At 70.1% G+C, this 16519-nt stretch carries 16 protein-coding genes and 2 pseudogenes; 9 read left to right on the top strand and 9 right to left on the bottom strand.

The window, feature by feature from the left end:
* Positions 1–144: 144 nt before the first annotated feature.
* A pseudogene (locus QFZ76_RS51650) lies at positions 145–866 on the top strand (transposase); the annotation flags it as partial.
* Positions 867–879: 13 nt separating this feature from the next.
* Here QFZ76_RS51650 and abc-f read toward each other — a convergent pair.
* The gene (abc-f, locus tag QFZ76_RS03680) at positions 880–2619 is read right to left on the bottom strand and encodes a ribosomal protection-like ABC-F family protein (protein WP_307672321.1); all 1740 of its coding nucleotides are present in this window, start codon (positions 2617–2619) and stop codon (positions 880–882) included.
* Between the two features lie 337 nt (positions 2620–2956).
* Here abc-f and QFZ76_RS03675 point away from each other — a divergent pair, with 337 nt between their 5' ends.
* From QFZ76_RS03675 to QFZ76_RS03665, 3 genes are all read left to right on the top strand, one after another.
* Positions 2957–3442 carry a MarR family winged helix-turn-helix transcriptional regulator gene (locus QFZ76_RS03675; RefSeq protein WP_307672320.1) on the top strand — a complete coding sequence of 162 codons (486 nt, stop codon included), beginning with the start codon at positions 2957–2959 and terminating at the stop codon, positions 3440–3442.
* A 110-nt stretch (positions 3443–3552) separates the two neighbouring features.
* A complete protein-coding gene (locus QFZ76_RS03670) occupies positions 3553–5046 on the top strand; it encodes an MFS transporter (protein ID WP_307672319.1) in 1494 nt (497 codons plus the stop codon).
* A 47-nt stretch (positions 5047–5093) separates the two neighbouring features.
* Entirely contained in the window at positions 5094–5525 is a 432-nt protein-coding gene (locus QFZ76_RS03665; RefSeq protein ID WP_307672318.1) for a pyridoxamine 5'-phosphate oxidase family protein, read from the top strand.
* A gap of 196 nt (positions 5526–5721) precedes the next feature.
* On the opposite strand, the gene QFZ76_RS03660 is transcribed toward QFZ76_RS03665, so the two are convergent.
* From QFZ76_RS03660 to QFZ76_RS03635, 6 genes and pseudogenes are all read right to left on the bottom strand, one after another.
* The gene (locus QFZ76_RS03660) at positions 5722–6744 is read right to left on the bottom strand and encodes a zinc-dependent alcohol dehydrogenase family protein (protein ID WP_307672317.1); all 1023 of its coding nucleotides are present in this window, start codon (positions 6742–6744) and stop codon (positions 5722–5724) included.
* Between the two features lie 602 nt (positions 6745–7346).
* Positions 7347–7505 (bottom strand): annotated as a pseudogene (locus QFZ76_RS03655) (ABC transporter substrate-binding protein); the annotation flags it as partial.
* 622 nt (positions 7506–8127) lie between these two features.
* Entirely contained in the window at positions 8128–9564 is a 1437-nt protein-coding gene (locus QFZ76_RS03650; RefSeq protein WP_373464498.1) for an IS1380 family transposase, read from the bottom strand.
* A gap of 225 nt (positions 9565–9789) precedes the next feature.
* On the bottom strand, positions 9790–10755 hold the full coding sequence (locus QFZ76_RS03645) for a YihY/virulence factor BrkB family protein (RefSeq protein ID WP_307672315.1): 966 nt from the start codon (positions 10753–10755) through the stop codon (positions 9790–9792).
* Between the two features lie 388 nt (positions 10756–11143).
* A complete protein-coding gene (locus QFZ76_RS03640; RefSeq protein ID WP_307679921.1) occupies positions 11144–11659 on the bottom strand; it encodes an MFS transporter in 516 nt (171 codons plus the stop codon).
* A 260-nt stretch (positions 11660–11919) separates the two neighbouring features.
* Entirely contained in the window at positions 11920–12492 is a 573-nt protein-coding gene (locus QFZ76_RS03635; RefSeq protein ID WP_307672314.1) for a histidine phosphatase family protein, read from the bottom strand.
* A 248-nt stretch (positions 12493–12740) separates the two neighbouring features.
* Between QFZ76_RS03635 and QFZ76_RS03630 the strand changes: the two genes are divergently transcribed.
* The gene (locus QFZ76_RS03630) at positions 12741–12959 is read left to right on the top strand and encodes a CbtB-domain containing protein (RefSeq protein WP_285514592.1); all 219 of its coding nucleotides are present in this window, start codon (positions 12741–12743) and stop codon (positions 12957–12959) included.
* Positions 12960–12972: 13 nt separating this feature from the next.
* Positions 12973–13719 (top strand): CbtA family protein, encoded by a 747-nt coding sequence (locus tag QFZ76_RS03625; RefSeq protein WP_307672313.1) that lies wholly within the window; start codon positions 12973–12975, stop codon positions 13717–13719.
* Positions 13720–13833: 114 nt separating this feature from the next.
* Here QFZ76_RS03625 and QFZ76_RS03620 read toward each other — a convergent pair whose 3' ends face one another.
* Both QFZ76_RS03620 and QFZ76_RS03615 read right to left on the bottom strand, forming a co-directional pair.
* Entirely contained in the window at positions 13834–14196 is a 363-nt protein-coding gene (locus tag QFZ76_RS03620) for a serine hydrolase (RefSeq protein ID WP_307672312.1), read from the bottom strand.
* A 247-nt stretch (positions 14197–14443) separates the two neighbouring features.
* Positions 14444–15070 carry a TetR/AcrR family transcriptional regulator gene (locus QFZ76_RS03615; RefSeq protein WP_307679920.1) on the bottom strand — a complete coding sequence of 209 codons (627 nt, stop codon included), beginning with the start codon at positions 15068–15070 and terminating at the stop codon, positions 14444–14446.
* Here QFZ76_RS03615 and QFZ76_RS03610 point away from each other — a divergent pair.
* The 3 genes from QFZ76_RS03610 to QFZ76_RS03600 are packed head-to-tail and all read left to right on the top strand — an operon-like array spanning position 15048 to position 16433.
* On the top strand, positions 15048–15299 hold the full coding sequence (locus tag QFZ76_RS03610) for a hypothetical protein (protein WP_307680377.1): 252 nt from the start codon (positions 15048–15050) through the stop codon (positions 15297–15299). The genes QFZ76_RS03615 and QFZ76_RS03610 overlap by 23 nt on opposite strands.
* Positions 15245–15571, top strand: a complete 327-nt coding sequence (locus tag QFZ76_RS51645) for a hypothetical protein (RefSeq protein ID WP_373464497.1) — start codon at positions 15245–15247, stop codon at positions 15569–15571. Before QFZ76_RS03610 ends, QFZ76_RS51645 begins: the two co-directional genes overlap by 55 nt.
* 58 nt (positions 15572–15629) lie before the next feature.
* Positions 15630–16433, top strand: a complete 804-nt coding sequence (locus QFZ76_RS03600; protein WP_307672311.1) for a GntR family transcriptional regulator — start codon at positions 15630–15632, stop codon at positions 16431–16433.
* The last annotated feature ends 86 nt before the right edge of the window (positions 16434–16519 follow it).

Genomic DNA, 16519 nt, shown 5'->3' with positions numbered 1-16519 from the left:
GGGGCTCGGGCGCATTCTGCTCCCATCGCTCGATACCTCCGTGAGCAGCAGATGTCGCCCCGTGCGGTCACCGGCGGCACGGGGTGGCGCGAAGGCCGGGGATTGTTCACAGACACTGACGGCGACACCTGATTCGCCTCCTGACAGGGCGGACGATCGCCGAAGCGCGGCAAGGAGTTCCACTTTGCCGAGCCCGACACCTGGGGTGAGCCTGACGCCGCGACCGTGCAGGTCACCAACCGCTATGGCACCGCTCGCGCGATGGCCTGGGAGCCGCATCTGTCCTTGTCTGACCACCCGATTGGCGTGTAGGTCGACAATGTCGGCGAACTCCCTTTGATCGAAGGTACGTTGATCCGCCTGGAGACGACCGCCTGCTCGGCGCCCACGATGCACTCCCGGTCTGGCTGCGGACGTCGGTCACCGGGCTGTCCGGCGAGGACGTCGACGTGCGCTGGTCGGCGTTCTTGATTCGATCTCGAGCACGCCTTCCAGATGATCAAACAGAGGCTGGGCCGGACACCACCCCGAAGCTCCGCACGCCCCCAGGCGGCGGGCCGGTGGACGTGGCTTGTCGTCGCCGCCTACACCAACGCTGCCTCGCCCGGCCGCTGACCGCGGAACTCCGCCGCCCTTGGGAGAAGCCAGCCGAGCCCGGGCCGGCTCACCCCGCCCGGGGCGCCGGGGGTTCAGTACCTCCGCCCGGACTTGTCCTGTCCGGCCCGTGCACCGAGACCCAACCGGCCTGGCCCCGGCAGCCACTCGGCTCGAAGAACCGACATCCAGCCACCCACCATGACGTGGGGAAAACCGTCCCGCGACCCGAGACCATCGCCGGATTTGACCAGGTCAGACCATACGCATGAGCTCAGAACTCGCCTACGAAGCAGGTAGTTCCAGGCGGGGCCCGTGGAAGCGTTCGCGTAGGAGCCGGTCGTGCGTCACCACGACCAGCGTGCCGGTGTAGTGGGCCAGGGCTGCCTCGATCTCTTCCACCAAGGCGGGGGCCAAGTGGTTCGTCGGCTCGTCGAGCAGGAGCAGATCGAGTGGGCCGGCCGTCACGAGACGGGCCAGTTCGAGCTTGCGGCGCTGCCCGACCGACAGGTTCCGTACGGGAACAGTGAGGTCGGCGGCCTGGAACAGGCCGAGCGCAAGGAGTGCGTCGGCGTGCTCGTCGGGCTGCCCCGCCCTGTCGGCTGCGAATGCCGCGAGCAGCGTTCGGGCATCGAAGGCGTCGTCGGGCGCGCTCTGCTGACGTAGGAATCCGACCCGCCGCGGTCGGTGCACGATGCCGGCGTCAGGCGTCAGTTCCCCTGCCAGCAGCTGGAGGAGGGTGCTTTTGCCGACACCGTTGGGGCCAGTGACGAGGAGTCGGTCACCAGGGGCGAGTTTCAGGGACGGAAGGTACAACCGCCCTTTGACCAGGACGCCTTCCAGGTGTGCTGCCGTTGGTGTTTCCCCGGCGGTCGGCGTGCCTTCGACGCGGCCTGTGAACCGCAGTGGCTGCGGAGGCGGCGGCACGGGGTGCTCCGTGAGCCGTTGCAACCGCTCGCGTGCGTTCCGGATGCGGCTTTGTGCGCCGTGTGCCCGTGAGCGCGCTCGAAAAGCGCCGGCGCCGCTGAACGCCCATGGCGCCTTGCGGGGGATCTCGGCCAGCCGCCCGATACCGGAGTCGGCGAGGTGTTCCTGCCGGGCGACCTCATTGCGCCATTGCTCGTGATCCCACGCCCACCGGGCCCGGGCCGCCGCCTTGGCGGCCAGAAAGCCGGCGTATCCATTGCCGTAGCGCCGTACCGTGCGCTGATCGTGGTCCACTTCCAGGATGGTGTCGGTGACGCGTTCCAGGAACGCCCGATCGTGTGTGGCCACGATGACCGTGCCCCGATGACGGCGCAGATGTCCTTCGAGCCAGGCCACGGCCTCGTCGTCCAGATCGTTGGTCGGCTCGTCGAGCAGCAGCAGTTCGGGGGCCAAGGCAAGGGTCGCGGCGAGCGCGAGCCGGGAGCGCTGCCCCCCGGAGAGGGTGCTCAGCACACGCTTCCGGTCCAGTGGCGCGTGCTCGCCGAGCCGGCGCAGGCTCACCTCGACCCGGCGATCCGCTCCGTTTCCGCCCCGCGCATCGAACTCGGCCACCAGTGCGGCGTAGCGCTCGAACTCAGCGGGGCCAGCCGTGCCCAGTGTGGCCTCGGCGACACGAATACGGTGCTCCAGGGCGCGCAGTTCGCCCAGTACGTGATCGACGGCATCGCCCACGCGCGCCGAACCGGGCAGATCGAGAGTCTGGCTCAGGTGGCCGACCCCGCCCGGTGCCATGACGGTCAGGCTGCCGTTGTCGACAGGCTCCTGTCCTGCTAGCAGCCGCAGGAGCGTGGACTTCCCAGAGCCGTTGTCCCCGACGATCCCGACCTTTTCGCCCGGTCGGACTGTGAGAGACACGCGGTCCAGCACCATGCGATCGCCGTAGCGCTTGGTCACCTCGGCGAGAGCGATCTGAGACGTCGTGAGAGGAAGAGCGGTGACGGTGGTGTCGACGGAAGCACAGTGCAAGGGCAGTCCTTTGCCGGGTGACCTGGATAGTGCGGCAAGCAGAAGGCGCATGAGCTGCTGACCGACGAGCATACGTTAGACGAGACGGTTCGTCTCGTCAAGGGCAGCCTGCAGCGGAAAGGTCCTCGGCACCGGCAACGTCGCCACCCAGGGCAGCAGCATGATCCAGTTGTTGCCGCTGGCCGGTCCGAAGCGCACGGCGCACAGCCGCAAGTCCTCTCGACGTCTGGGCGCGGACGGCTCGGTGCGCACAGTGCTCTGATCAGCTCACTCTGCGCGAGGTCCACCTCACGCAGAGTCGTTCGACCGCCCGCAGGTAGCGCTGGCTTGGACGATCTGTTCTGGCGGGCCCCATTAAGGTCGCTTCTGGATAATCCGCCTCGGATCGATCTGCTCTACGCTGGCAGGTATGACCGCCATGACGCCCGCACGCACCGAACCGGACCTGTCGTTCCTGCTTGACCGCACCAGCCACGTCCTGCGGAGCAAAATGTCCGCTGCACTCGCCGAGATCGGCCTGACCGCCCGGATGCACTGTGTGCTCGTCCACGCCCTGGAGGAGGAGCGCACCCAGATCCAGCTCGCCGAGATCGGCGACATGGACAAGACCACGATGGTGGTGACGGTGGACGCTCTGGAGAAGGCGGGTCTGGCCGAGCGTCGCCCCTCCAGTACGGACCGGCGGGCCCGGGTCATCGCCGTCACTGAGGAGGGTGCCCGCGTCGCCGGGCAGAGTCAGGAGATCGTCGACCGCGTGCACCGCGACGCCCTGGCCCCGCTTCCCGAGGGGGACAGGGAGGTCCTCCTGCGGGCCTTGAATCGTCTGGTCGACGACGGTCTGGCGACCCCTGCCGAGACCCCGCGCGCCGCCCGCCGGGCGCGCCAGTCGAGGTAGCTGGGGGAGCGGGTCAAAAGTAAGCCCGAAAGTAAGTCCGAAAGAAATAGTCTGCAACAAAACCATCTGTTACGGTCTCTCCTGTCGCCCCAACTGACAGGAGAGACCGCATGTTTGCCGCATCCGACTCCGCGCCGTCACTCGCATCTCCCGCCGCTCCGCGCTCACGTCGGCTCGCCCTCGGCGTCATCGCCACCGCGATGCTGATGATCATCCTCGACGGCTCCATCGTGACCGTGGCGATGCCGGCCATCCAGAACGACCTGGGGTTCACCCCCGCCGGCCTCAGCTGGGTCGTCAACGCCTACCTCATCGCGTTCGGCAGCCTGCTCCTGCTGGCCGGCCGACTCGGCGACCTGATCGGTCGCAGGCGCATGTTCCTGGCCGGTACCGCCGTCTTCACCGCCGCCTCGCTGCTGGCCGGCGTGGCCACCTCGCCTGCCGTACTGATCGCCGCCCGCTTCCTCCAGGGCATCGGCAGCGCGATGGCCTCCGCCGTCAGCCTGGGCATCCTCGTGACGCTGTTCACCGAGCCCAGGGAGCGCGCCAAGGCCATCGCCGTCTTCAGCTTCACCGGCGCAGCGGGCGCGTCCATCGGCCAGGTCCTCGGCGGTGTACTCACCGACACGCTCAACTGGCACTGGATCTTCTTCATCAACCTGCCGATCGGCATCGCCGCCCTCGCGATCGCCGTCCGCGTCCTGCCCCGTGACGTCGGTCTGGGCCTCAGGGCGGGCGCGGACGTCGTCGGCGCGGTGCTGGTCACCGCAGGTCTGATGCTCGGCATCTACACCGTCGTCAAGGTCGAGGAGTTCGGCTGGACCTCGGGCCGCACCCTCGGCTTCGGCGCCCTCGCCGCCGTACTGCTCGCCGCGTTCCTCGTCCGTCAGGCCACCGCGAAGAACCCGCTGATGCCGCTGCGGATCTTCCGTTCGCGCAGCGTCTTGGCCGCCAACCTCGTCCAGATCCTTATGGTCGCCGCGCTCTTCTCCTTCCAGATCCTCGTCGCCCTGTACCTCCAGAAGGTCCTCGGATACGGCGCCGCCGAGACCGGCCTCGCGATGCTCCCGGCAGCCGCCGTCATCGGTGCCGTCTCCCTGGGAGTCTCCGCCCGTCTCAACGCCCGCTTCGGTGAGCGCAACGTCCTGCTGGCGGGCATCGTGCTCCTCATCGGCGTCCTCGCCCTCCTCGCCCGCGTCCCCGTGCAGGCCAGTTACGCCGTCGACCTCCTCCCGGTCATGCTGCTCGCCGCGGGCTTCGGCCTCGCGCTGCCGGCGCTGACCACACTCGGTATGTCCGGCGCGAACGAGGAGGACGCCGGTCTCGCCTCCGGCCTGTTCAACACCACCCAGCAGATCGGCATGGCGCTGGGCGTCGCGGTCCTGTCCACCCTGGCCGCCTCCCGCACCGAGAGCCTTGCGGCGGAGGGCCGGACAGTGGCCGAGGCACTGACCGGCGGCTACCGGCTCGCCTTCGCGGTGGGCGCGGGGCTCCTGGTCACCGCCTTTGCCGTCGCCTTCATGATGCTGCGCCGCCCCGAGCGGCAGACCGCCCAGGAGCCGGCCGCCGACACACCGGCTCCCGCCCCCGCCACAGCCGTCTGACCCGCCCTCTCACCCACCCACACCCCGACCACCGAAAGACTCATCCCATGAGCGAGAACACCGCCACCGAGACCACCACCAAGAACGACGGCCCGGCCCCCCGCGTGCTCACCGACCAGGAGCTCTCCGAGCTGCTGCGGCAGCAGCAGTTCGGCGTACTCGCGAGCGTCAGGAGCACCGGCCACCCGCACCTGTCGACCGTCCTGTACGACTGGAACGCCGAGGAGCGCGTACTGCGCGTCTCCTCCACCGCCGACCGCCTCAAGGTCCGCCAGCTGCGCCGCAACCCGCACACGTCACTGCATGTCAGCGGCCCGGACGTCTGGTCGTTCGCCGTGGCGGAGGGCGAGGCGGAGATAGTGGACCTGGCCGACGGGGCGGCCCCCGGCGAGCAGCCGCTGCCCGACCGGCGCATGGTGATCCTGATCCGGGTCTCCCGCCTGTACGGCACCGCCCTTGACATCCCCGCCCAGGACTGAGGACTCAGTGCGTGCGCCGGATCGCGGAGGATCGATGTAGCGCAGGGCGGAGGGCTCTCCCGCCCGAAGTAGCGTTCGCCGACGTCACCGGCGCCGAGAGCGAATCGGTGCTGCACTGCCGAGGGCGAGCGAGTGAAGGTGCCGGCCTGCCCCGGTGCTGCGAAAGGGGGCGGGCCGGCAGTGTGGCAGGCGCCGGTCAGAGGGTGAGGAGCACCTTGGTGGCGCGCCGCTCGTCCATGGCCTTGTAACCCTCGGCGGCCTCGTCCAGCGGCAGGGTGAGGTCGAAGACCTTGCCGGGGTCGATCTTGCGGTCCCAGATGAGCTGGATCAGGTCGGGCAGGAACCGGCGCACCGGGGCGGGGCCACCCTCCACGTGGATGCCGGCGAAGAACAGCTCGATGCCCTGGATCGTGACGTCGTAGTTGACGCCGACGAAGCCGAGGTGGCCGCCGGGGCGGGTGGAGTTGATCGCCTGCATGGTCGACTCCTGGGTGCCGACGGCCTCGACCACCGAGTGCGCGCCGAGCCCGCCGGTGAGTTCCTTGATCTTGGCAACGCCCTCGTCGCCGCGCTCCTCGACGATGTCGGTCGCGCCGTAGAACTTGGCCAGCTCCTGCCGCTCGGGGTGACGGGACATCGCGATGATCCGCTCCGCGCCCAGCTGCTGGGCAGCGAGGATGGCCATCAGGCCGACCGCGCCGTCGCCGACGACGGCCACCGTCTTTCCAGGGCCGGCCCCGGCCGCGACCGCGCCGTACCAGCCGGTGCCGAGCACGTCCGAGGCGGCCAGCAGCGAGGGGATCAGCTCCGGGTCCGGCTGCCCCGGCGTGGCCACCAGGGTGCCGTCCGCATGGGGGATACGCGCCTTCTCGGCCTGGGTGCCGACCGTCTGCGCCACGAATTCACGGTGCACGCAGCCGGACTGGTAGCCCGAGCGGCAGATCTCGCAGGTGTTGTCGGAGATCACGAACGACCCGACGACGAAGTCGCCGACCTTGACGCTCTTCACGTCGGAGCCGGCTTCCTCGACCACGCCCGCGTACTCATGTCCCATGGCCGTGTGATCGGCGGGCTCGACCCCACGGTACGGCCACAGGTCGGAGCCGCAGATGCAGGTTGCGGTCAGCCGGACGACGGCGTCGGTGGGCTCGATGATCTTCGGGACGTCACGGTCCTCGACCCGGACGTCGCCGGCCTTGTACATGACTACGCCACGCATACCTGGATCTCCTTGCTGTTCTTGCTTCACTTGCTGTGCGTGTACCGGCGCCTGCGGTCCCGAATCATTGCCTCGGGCTCGTTCGGCCGTTTGCGTGCGACTGATGGACCGATCGGCTGCTGCGCGGTGTCGGCCCTGACGTCACCCGCGTCCGTGTCCCGGACGAAACCGTCCGGTCGGCGCACCCGCCGCACCACCGGTGACGGCCAACCGGAAAGCATCGCGTCATCCATGCAAGCCCCATTCCGCGCGCGCAGCGAGTTACTGGTGAGGGGTCGGGAACTGCTGCCGGTTTCTTGAGCATGAGTGCCGTCTGGTGAGCGTGAGTGAGTGCCGGTGCTGGATGCGGTTGTTCCGCTGTGCGTCAGAGGGCTCCCCCTGCCTGGGGTGTGCTGTGGCCCTTGGCTCTCGGGAGGGGAACGGGAGTTCTTGGGTCGAATGGGTGACCTTTGCGGAGGCTGCTCGTTGACTGCCGTGACGGGGCTCTTCGGCCGGGCGGGGGTGAAGGGGTGAGCGCACTGCGGAAGGTGACGGCGTCGTTCGTGGTGCCCGGCCCGGCCGGGGTGGCTGTTCGGGACCGGCTGCGGGTGAGCGAGTCGGATGCGGCGGTTCGATCTCTCCGGCAGCAGCAGTCCCACGGTGATGTCGTTGCCCTTGGTCGGGCTCGCGTCGTCGCTGTTCGCCGTCGCGTTGAGCGCGCCGCAGCCCGTGAGCGAGACGGAGATCGTGGTGGCGGCCGCGGACAGGGCGATACGACGCATCGAGGGCTCACTTCAGGTGCGATCGGGAAGTGGGCACCGCTTTGCTGCCCACCTGGCGGACAAGTCGGCGCGGAGGTGACCCTCGGCGTCGAGCGGGAGCTATCTCTCGCGATGAGAGATGGCATCTCGTAGAGTGTTCTCCCGAGCCCTTCCAGCCGCGGCATCCCCGCCACGGACATCAACAGGGCTCCTTCCATCGGGGCCTGGGCATCGGCTGCCGCCGACCGTCTGCTTCCAGCGCTCACCGCAGTGCGGCGGGCCGTTAAGCGGGGAAGCCGTCCGTGTAGGCGCTCGGGTATCCCGGTTGCCCTCAGGCCCTGTGGGGGGAGTTCATGCCCTGCGCGAGGATGGCGTGCGCCGACCCCGGGCCATGAACGGGCGCCCGGCGCCGAAGGCGGACGTCACGGGAGAAGAACTGCCCGAGGTATGTGCGGTGCCGACGCTGACGCCGATGGCCTTGTGGCCGCCTAACCTCGCCGTTTCGGTTGGGGTGATGAGACGTCGCTGATCGCCAACTGTCGGGTGGCCGAAGTGTTTTCGCTGCTTGGGCATGGCGGAGTCCCGGCGCGGTGGCCGGGTTCTCCAAGGTCTTTCGGGTCGTGGGCGTGCAGGGGTTTGCCGGTCAGCCGGCGGGACGGGGTAGTGCGGTGAGGCGGTGGAAAGCCGTGGCGAGTTCGTGTCTCCAGGGCCAGGTCGCCGAGATCCTCAAGCGCAGACGCCGGCCGCCGCGGGTGAGGCGTGCGGCGACGTGCAGCAGCCGGTAGCGGAGCTTCTTCGGCTCGGCAGAGGCGAGTTCGCCGTCCAGCAGCAGGACGCGCATCCACGACAGCAGGTCGATCGCCGTGAGGCTGAGTTCGAGCCAGGCGGCATTGACGTTGAAGTCGCGGGAGGGGAAGCGGCCGAAGCCGGTGGTCTTGCCGCACCGGATGTGGTCCTCGACGCAGGCATGGCCGCGGTGGCGGACCTCCAGGAACTGGGCGGAACCACCATCGGCGTAAGGGGTGTGGGTGAGGAACACCTGATGCCGCAGGCCCTCGTCCTGGTCGAACAGGGACAACTGGGCTCCGGGGTGCGGCCGCTCCCGGCGCACGATGATGCGGGTGCCGACCGGGTAGCCGTCCATGTCGACCATGCCGGTCAGTTCGGCGACCTCGGCACCGTCACGCAGCATTCCGTCCTGGTTCAGGGCGGGGTACCAGAGGTGGTCGGGCATGGCCCGGACAGCGCGGCGGACCGGTTCGGTGATGGCGTATCCGACCGAGAAGAAGGTACAGATTCCTCGGTTGCGCAGGTCGCGGACGTGCGCGAGGAAGGCTTTCGCGGATCCGGCGCTGTCGGTGCGGACGAGGAAGTCGGTGCCGTGGCGGTGGGCGTCGGGGATCTGCGCGAGCGCCTGGTCGAGCACCGTGATGTGGTCGCTCGCGGTGTTGGCGCCGGCGTTCCCGGGCCGCAGTCGGCCGGACAGCGCCTCGCCGGTGTTGGCCAGGAAGCACAGCAGCGGGTGGAAACCGAAGCCGCCCTTGTAGGTGGGTGCGGCCTGCGCTTTCTCTGAGTGGCAGGTGATCAGGGTGGCATCGAGGTCCAGAACCAGACCGGGCAGCACGCGCCCCGCCGTGCGGACGGCGGGTATGCCCTCACCGTGTTCGGCGGCCTGCAGCCAGGCGACTTCCCGGGCCTGGGCGCGGGCACAAGCCAGCGAAGCGAGGGCGGTCTCGTCGACGTCGGCGAGCAGCCGCCAGGCCGTCGGTGTCGAGGCGATCGGGCCGAACACCCCTGCCTGGTCCCGTAGTACGGCCAGGTCCGCGATGGCCTCGCCGCCGTCGGCGAGCATCACCGCCAGGTCGGTGGCGATCCGGCCCGGGTCATGTCCGGTCCCGCGCGGCCGAAGCGGTCTGAGCGCAGTGGAGTACGCGGCGGTCAGCCCGGTGGCATCGGCGAGATCCGCCAGCAGCCGTGCCCCCGCATGCCCAACCACCCCCGAACCATCGGCACTGACCTGGACCTTGGGACGCCACCCGATACCCTGCACGTAGAAAGTGCCCTCCTCCTGGACCGACAGAACCCCTCAGCAAGGTTCATCGTCCCAGGTCAGGAAGGCACTTTCGCGTTTGCGCCTCAACAGCCGTCGTACCCAAGCGAAACGGCGAGGCTAAGGCGGAGTCGCCCGGGGAGTCGCTGCCGCGCCCGGGCACGGGGATCCGCACGGCAGCCCGCGCTGTCCTGGTCGGCCCGCGCGGCTCACGTCAGTGAGCCTCGGCCCGCCACACATTGTCGCGGGTGGGCGTCATGGCCCGGGGCCTGGGTCCGGGTGCACGGCGTCGGTGATTCCGGCCCGGGCCGCTTCGAGTTGTGCTGCGAACGCGATGCCCAGGAACAGTGCCACACCGGTCAGGTTGGCCCACAGCAACAGGGCGACGAACGCCGTCAGCGGTCCGTACACGGCGCCGAATGATCCGCTCTTGGCGACGTAGAGAGCCAGCAGCCACGTGGCGGTGATCCACAGGACCAGGTGGACCGCGGAGCCGAACGCGAGCCAGGTGTAGCCCGGCTGGTCCCTGCGCGGAGCCCAGCGGAAGATCACTGCCGACGCGGCCCACGCGAGGACCGTGCCCACTGGCACTTCGAGGGGCCGCCACCAGTCGAGCCACTCCCGGGGCCAGCCGAGGGCCTCCACGACCGCGTTGCCGATGGCATCGCCCGCGACGAGCACGAGGAATCCCAGGACCATCGGCATGCCCGCTGTGAGGGCGAGGAGCAGGGATCGTCCGTACTTGGCCAGGAACGGCCGGTCGCGTTCGATGCCGTAGATGCGGTTGGCGCCTCGCTCGACCTGCCCCATCGCCGAGGCGAGGTTGAGTACGGCGAAGGCCAGTCCCAGCCACATGGCGACGGCGTTCCAGACTCCGGAGCCGGCGCTGCGCGCGGTGGCGTCCACAGCGTCCTCGACCAGGCTCGCGCTGGCGCCCGGCACGATCTGTCCCAGGGTGAGTTCGATGATCCGCCCCACGCTCTGCGTGTGCACGGTGGTGGCGACGCCAACCAGCGCGATGGTGAACGGAACCAGGCCAAGGACCACTTGGAAGGCGAGGGAACGAGAGTTGGTGAAGCCGTCGGCGTAGCGGAACCGGGCGAATGCGTCGAGGAGCAGCCGGCGGCCTCCGTAGTGCCTCAGCGCGGTGAGCGCCTCGTCTCCGGAAAGCTCGTCCCCGATCATGTCCCGGGTCTGCGGGACGTGCACAACGGTCCCCATCGAGAACGCCTCCTCCTGTCGTGCGTACGGCCAGATGAGGAACGCGATCTTGCCGCCGGGAGAACCGTACAGCCGGACGACTTCGGCGGTCGGCCGTCAGGTGGATTGAGGGGGGCTGCCGGGCCCGCTGGCGCGGTGGGGCACAGGAGCGGACGAAACGGCGAGAAGGCGCACCGAGAGGGCGGGCACGCGCCTCGGCCGGCAGGAGTTGTCCGGCGAGTTGCTCGAGGATGTGGTGGGTGCGCTCTGGCAGGGATGGTGGAGGTCGCGGGGTTCCGGCCGAAGCAGGAGCGGAGCACCTGGCCGGCATGCAGCGCCTGGTCGTGCCGGTGGGCCCGCGACCAAGAACGGCCGAGAAGACCAGGAGCCCTGCCGCGTCCACGGCGTATCAGGCGGCCAGGCCGGAGCCCGCGATGAGCAGTCCGCCCGCGGTGGGGCCCAGCAGCGCCGCGAGTTGGGTGGAACCGGAGGTCAACGCGCCTGCCGCAGCGAGGCGTTCGGTGCCGACCGGGGACGGAATGGCCGCCGGCATGGCCGGTCCGCCGAGTCGGGCGAGGAGCCCGGTCGACGCGGTGGCGACGTAGACGAGCCACACCTGCGGGTCCGGCAGCAGCGCGTTGGCGGCCAGGGCCGCCGGAGCGAGCGTCAGCGGGAGCCGGGTGGCCAGCATCAGCGGACGGCGGTCGTTGCGGTCGGCCAGGACCCCGCCGACCAGTACGCCGGCCCCCAAGGGGAGGGCTCGCGCGAGGCTGACAAGGCCGATGTGCAGCGGCGACCGGTGAGTTCGTAGATCTGGACGGCCACCGCCACGCTCGTCGAGAGCGTGGCGAACATCGCTCCGATGAACCCGTCGTGCGTACAGGAGCCGGAAGCCGCGACTGACAATGAGCGGGGTGAGGTCCATGGCGAGACCGGCCGGGCGGCACATGCGGCGACTCCGGACCAGCTGCGGATCGGCACGCCGACGGAATGACACTCGCCGACAGCGCCCGGCAGGGAAGCTGTGCCGGAGGCTGAGCGAGTAGGCGTCCGCGAGATCGATGACGACGAGGGACAGAGCCTGCTGCTGATCATCCGCACCGGGGGCACAAGCTCGCTGTCGACGAACGGCTGCGCAAGGTCGTCGACAGGGCGAACGTTGCCCGATGCGGCCCCAGGACAGGCTCACAGGAAGCCATCGGCGACGGCACCCATCCGCAGATTCCAGCGGCCGCCCCGGCCAGTGAGCTGGACGGCGGTCAGGGGCGGAACGTCCACCTTCCAGAACGACCGCTGCGGCGCGTCCAGCACACGGACCACCGCAGCACGCGCCACGGCCTGCTCGACCACGGCCAGTACCCGCCCCGCATCGCTCGACAGCCCGTCCAGCCAGCTGGAGACCCGCTCGCACACCTCGGCCACGGACTCGCCGCCATGCGGCGCTGCTTCCGGATCCGACATCCAGGCGACGAGGCCCGGCCCGTCACTCGCCGCGACCTCGTCGAGTGTCCGGCCGTGCCACGAGCCCATGTTGACGTCCCGCAGCGCCGCTTCTACGGTGACGGCGTCCCACCCCAGGGCCTGGGCCGTCTGCGTGCACCGCTGGGACGGCGCCGTGTACAGAGTGGCCGCCGCGGGGACGGTTCCGGCGACCGTCTTCGCCTGCCGGAGCGCCCGCTCGTCGAGGGGCACGTCGGCGAAGCGCACGTCTCGCTCCGCGCGGGCGGCGGCGCACAGCAGGGTGAGGCGGACGGTCATGAGGGCTCTTTCGCCAGGTGGCTGAGGTCGGTTCATCGTAGGTGGCGTACGCCATGTTGGCTGAAGCCCTTATTGCCCCTACGCTCTGGGGCGACAAGGACGACGGCGCCACGGAAGCCGGTGCAAGCCCGGCACGGTCGCGCCACTGTGTGCCGCCCCCTCCCTGGAGGTGGTGGTGAGTCAGACCCAACGCCGTCGTCGCGTGCTCCACACGATGCGGGACGCGATGTTCCCGAGGAGGTCTCGCCATGGCGCAGTCCACTGCCGCCCCCACCCCCACCACCCAGACCCTCACGCCGCTGCCGCTGCGGGCGATCGCCCCGTGGGCGGTCTTCTTCGGCGTCCTGATGCTGGTCCTGCTGTACTTCGTCGGCGCCGAGCAGGGCGCCACCGCGCTGGTCTCCGGTGAGGGCGTGCACGAGTGGGTGCACGACGCCCGCCACCTCCTCGGCTTCCCCTGCCACTGACGGGTCCTCATCCATGAACTCCGTCACCGTACGCACCCTGCTGGTGCGCGGCATGCTCGCCGGCGTCGCCGCCGGCCTGCTCGCCTTCGTCTTCGCCTACCTGGTCGGAGAAGGCCCGGTAGATGCGGCCATCGCGTTCGAAGAGGCCAACTCCCACGAACACGGCGGCGAGGAACTCGTCAGCCGTTCCCTGCAGTCGACGGCCGGTCTCGCCACGGGCGTCCTCGTCTTCGGCGTCGCCATCGGCGGCATCGCGGCGCTGGCGTTCTGCTTCGCGCTGGGCCGGATCGGCCGGTTCGGTGCCCGGGCGACGGCGGCACTCACCGGGCTCGTCGGATTCCTCCTCGTCTACCTGGTACCGATCGTGAAGTACCCGGCGAATCCGCCTGCCGTCGGCAACCCCGACACGCTCGACAAGCGCACCATCCTGTTCGTCCTGATGATCGCGCTGAGCGTTCTGCTGGGCATCGGAGCCATCCTGCTGGGCCGTCGCCTGGCACCGGCGTGGGGCAACTGGAACGCCTCCATCGCCGCCGGCGGGGCCTTCGTCGCGGCAGTGGCCGTCGCCATGGTCGTCCTGCCGTCCGGCGAGAACACCCCGAAGGGCTTCCCCGCCACCGATCTGTGGGAATTCCGCCTGGCCTCCATCGGCGTCCAGGCCGTTCTGTGGGCGGCGTTCGGGCTCCTGTTCGGCTACCTGGCCGAACGCGTCCTCGAACCGAAACCGGCCCGCGGCCGGGTTTCCACGCTGGCCGCCTGAACCATCGGCGACCTGCGGCGGGGTCTGCCGGGGGCGCGCCCGGCAGACCCCGCAGAACGAGCCCGAACTGCCGCCCGGTGAGCACGAGGTGACCGCGCTCGACATCAACGGTTCCTACCTGTCCTTCCCCTCCGCCTCCAGCTGGAGCAGCACGGTCGACACGAAGGTCTTGGTGATGCTGGCGATGCGGTAGCGGTCCTGGGCGCCGCGCGGCTGCTGGGTCTTCAGGTTTCCGACGCCCGCGGTGCCGTTCCAGGTCCCGTACTTGTCCATCGCCTGGCCGGTCACTCCGGGCACGCCGTCCTTGACGGCGGCGTCCATGGCCCGCTGGGTCGACCGGTGCTGATCCTTCTCGGTGACGAGGGCGGAGGCAGGGGCAGCGGGGTCCGCCACGGCGGGCGCTGTGAACGACGATGCCGTCATGGCTGCCACCGCCGCCGTGCCCGCCAAACCGAACCGCATGGTGCGAGTTGTCATGCGCCGTCCCTTCGTTGATGGCGAACAACGGGAGGGACCCGGACGGCGTGTGCGAAGGTTGCCCGCCCCGGGCCGGTTGAGCGGCATTCAGCCCTTCTTCAGGACCTTTGGAAGCAGCTCCGCAGCGCGGTCGCCCTGCGTGCCGGGAAGGGTTCGCGCCTGCCCGGCGCGTTGAACGACAGCTCCCGGCGGAGGACAGGCGAGCAGGATCCCCCCGCACGCCCGCTGGACACCCACCCACTCCGTATCAGGCGTGCTGTCCCGCGCCGGGTCGTGACAGGCGGACCATGGCGCGGTAGAGAGCCGTGGGCCTGGGGGCTTCGGGCAGCGCGGGGATCGGTGCGTCGGGGGCGGCGTAGGAGCGGAGCATGTGTCCGACGAGGCGGCGCCAGGTGTCGGGGGCGGCGTCGCCGGTGGCGGCGATGACGCCGGCGTTGGCCATGAGCAGGATGACGACGTCCTGGTGGGTGAAGTCGTCGCGCAGGTGTCCGCTGTTCTTGGCGCGGGTGATGAGTTCGAGCAGCCGGTCGTACGCCTCGGCGCGGCGGGCCTCCAGGGCCTTGGCGGCGGGGAAGGTCATGGTCAGGACGTCGGCGAAGCCGCGGTCGGCGGCCTGCATGGCGCAGACGGCGTGGAGGTAGCCGGTGAAGCCGTGCCAGGGATCGGGGTCGGCGTCGGCGTAGGCGTCCATGCGGTCGGCGAAGACCGCGTTGACGAGTTCCTCCCGGGTGGCGAAGCGCCGGCCGAGCGTGGCTTTGCCGACGCCTGCCTCGCGGGCGACGGAGGCCATGGAGACGCCGAGTCCTTCGGTGGCGTAGAGGCGGCGGGCGGCGGCCAGGATGCGGCAGCGGTTGCGTTCGGCGTCGGCGCGCAGTCCCGTGCCGGGCTGCGGACACGAGGCGGCTCTGCTGCGGCACGGTCTGCCCGAGGCCGCTGTCCGGGCCGCCGTCCCCGGTCTCCTCGGGCCCGCCGGCCTGTCGGCTTCTCCCGAGGTGACCCTGCGCGGCATCGAGGCGGTGGCCGGCCTGCGCCGCCGCTTCGATCCGGACTGGCAGCCCGCCGGACCGCTCACGTCCCTGATCGGTCCCGGTCGGGGACGCTGAAGCAAGCGGGGACCGAGTTCGATCCCCGCGATCTCAGTCCGCCTGGCGGGGCCATCGCCATCGGCCATCCGCCGGGCGCGCCCGGCGCGCGGCCAGCCAGGGCCGTCGCCCACCAGCCGGCCGCCGAAAGCTCGAGTGTCGGTGTGGCGACCCTGTGCATCGGCGTGGGACCAGGTCTCCTGCTCCTGCCTGACGACCCGGAACCCGCAGGCCCAGGTGGATACAGTGACGCGCTGTCTGCACGTGGCCGGGCGCAGTCAGGCGAGTCATGACTGGGCAGTTGGGAGGGGTTTCCGTATCGGCTGCATACACACTGGGTAGACTCCCGGCGTGAGCAGGAGCAGGAACACGTCCTCCAAGGACCAGGGGTCGGCCGACGTCGGCAGCGAAGGGCAGGCCGATTCCGTGCCGCCGGACGAAGGCCCCGCGGTCGCCGCGGGCGGTCGCCGCCTTGCTCTCGACGTCCACGGGCGGTTGCGAAACATGATCCTCAGCGGTGAGCTGCCTCCGGGGTCGGTGTTGCTCCAGGCCGAAATGGCGCGGAATCTGGGCGTCAGCCGCACGCCCATGCGGGAGGCGTTCCGGCTGCTCCAGGAAGAGGGGCTCATCGACGCGCGGCCCGACCAGCGGGCCCGGGTGCGGGCGGTGGACCCTGAGGACCTGGACGCTGTCTACGGGGCTCGCATCATGCTCGAAACGCTCGCTGTCAGCATGACGGCCAGGTCGCTCACGGCTGAGGACCTCAAACGCATGAGCGACGTCCTGCAGCGGATGCAGGAGCTGGCGGGCGGCGACCGGCCGGACGAATGGCATGCCGCGCACAGGGAGTTCCACCGCATCGCCACCCGGGCGGTGGGGCCGCATCTGCGGCGCATGCTCGTGTCGCTCGGCGAACACAGCGATCGTTACATCCGCCTGGCTCAGCTGGGCGTGCCCGGCTCATGGGGCCGGGCACACGCGGATCACGAAGCGCTCCTGGAGGCACTGCGCCTGAGCGACGCGACCGAAGCCGCACGCTTGATCGCCCGCCATCTGGCGCGCACCGCTCTGAGCGTGCTTGCGGACGTCGCCCCGGAGTACGAACCCGCGGCGACTCGTACAGCACTCGGGATTGCGGGCAACGGTCAGCCCTGACGCCACCTCGATCAGTTGCTCCGGTACAGCCTAGGTGGCCAGGCCGCGTACCTGGTGTGGTAGCGCGGTCCGGTCACTTCGGCAGA

Origin of the sequence: Streptomyces sp. V4I2 (assembly GCF_030817655.1) — a bacterium.
GTDB classification, from domain to species: Bacteria; Actinomycetota; Actinomycetes; order Streptomycetales; family Streptomycetaceae; genus Streptomyces; species Streptomyces plumbiresistens.
The sequence above is the reverse complement of the archived record's forward strand: the minus strand, read 5'-3'. Positions and strand labels throughout refer to the sequence as shown.

Coding starts and splice junctions, on each gene's coding strand:
- QFZ76_RS03640 (WP_307679921.1), bottom strand. CDS start 11,659: ATGGACCTCACCCCGCTCATTGTCAGTCGCGGCTTCCGGCTCCTGTAC.
- QFZ76_RS03670 (WP_307672319.1), top strand. CDS start 3,553: ATGTTTGCCGCATCCGACTCCGCGCCGTCACTCGCATCTCCCGCCGCT.
- QFZ76_RS03675 (WP_307672320.1), top strand. CDS start 2,957: ATGACCGCCATGACGCCCGCACGCACCGAACCGGACCTGTCGTTCCTG.
- QFZ76_RS03660 (WP_307672317.1), bottom strand. CDS start 6,744: ATGCGTGGCGTAGTCATGTACAAGGCCGGCGACGTCCGGGTCGAGGAC.
- QFZ76_RS03620 (WP_307672312.1), bottom strand. CDS start 14,196: ATGACAACTCGCACCATGCGGTTCGGTTTGGCGGGCACGGCGGCGGTG.
- abc-f (WP_307672321.1), bottom strand. CDS start 2,619: ATGCTCGTCGGTCAGCAGCTCATGCGCCTTCTGCTTGCCGCACTATCC.
- QFZ76_RS03630 (WP_285514592.1), top strand. CDS start 12,741: ATGGCGCAGTCCACTGCCGCCCCCACCCCCACCACCCAGACCCTCACG.
- QFZ76_RS03625 (WP_307672313.1), top strand. CDS start 12,973: ATGAACTCCGTCACCGTACGCACCCTGCTGGTGCGCGGCATGCTCGCC.
- QFZ76_RS03645 (WP_307672315.1), bottom strand. CDS start 10,755: ATGGGGACCGTTGTGCACGTCCCGCAGACCCGGGACATGATCGGGGAC.
- QFZ76_RS03665 (WP_307672318.1), top strand. CDS start 5,094: ATGAGCGAGAACACCGCCACCGAGACCACCACCAAGAACGACGGCCCG.
- QFZ76_RS03635 (WP_307672314.1), bottom strand. CDS start 12,492: ATGACCGTCCGCCTCACCCTGCTGTGCGCCGCCGCCCGCGCGGAGCGA.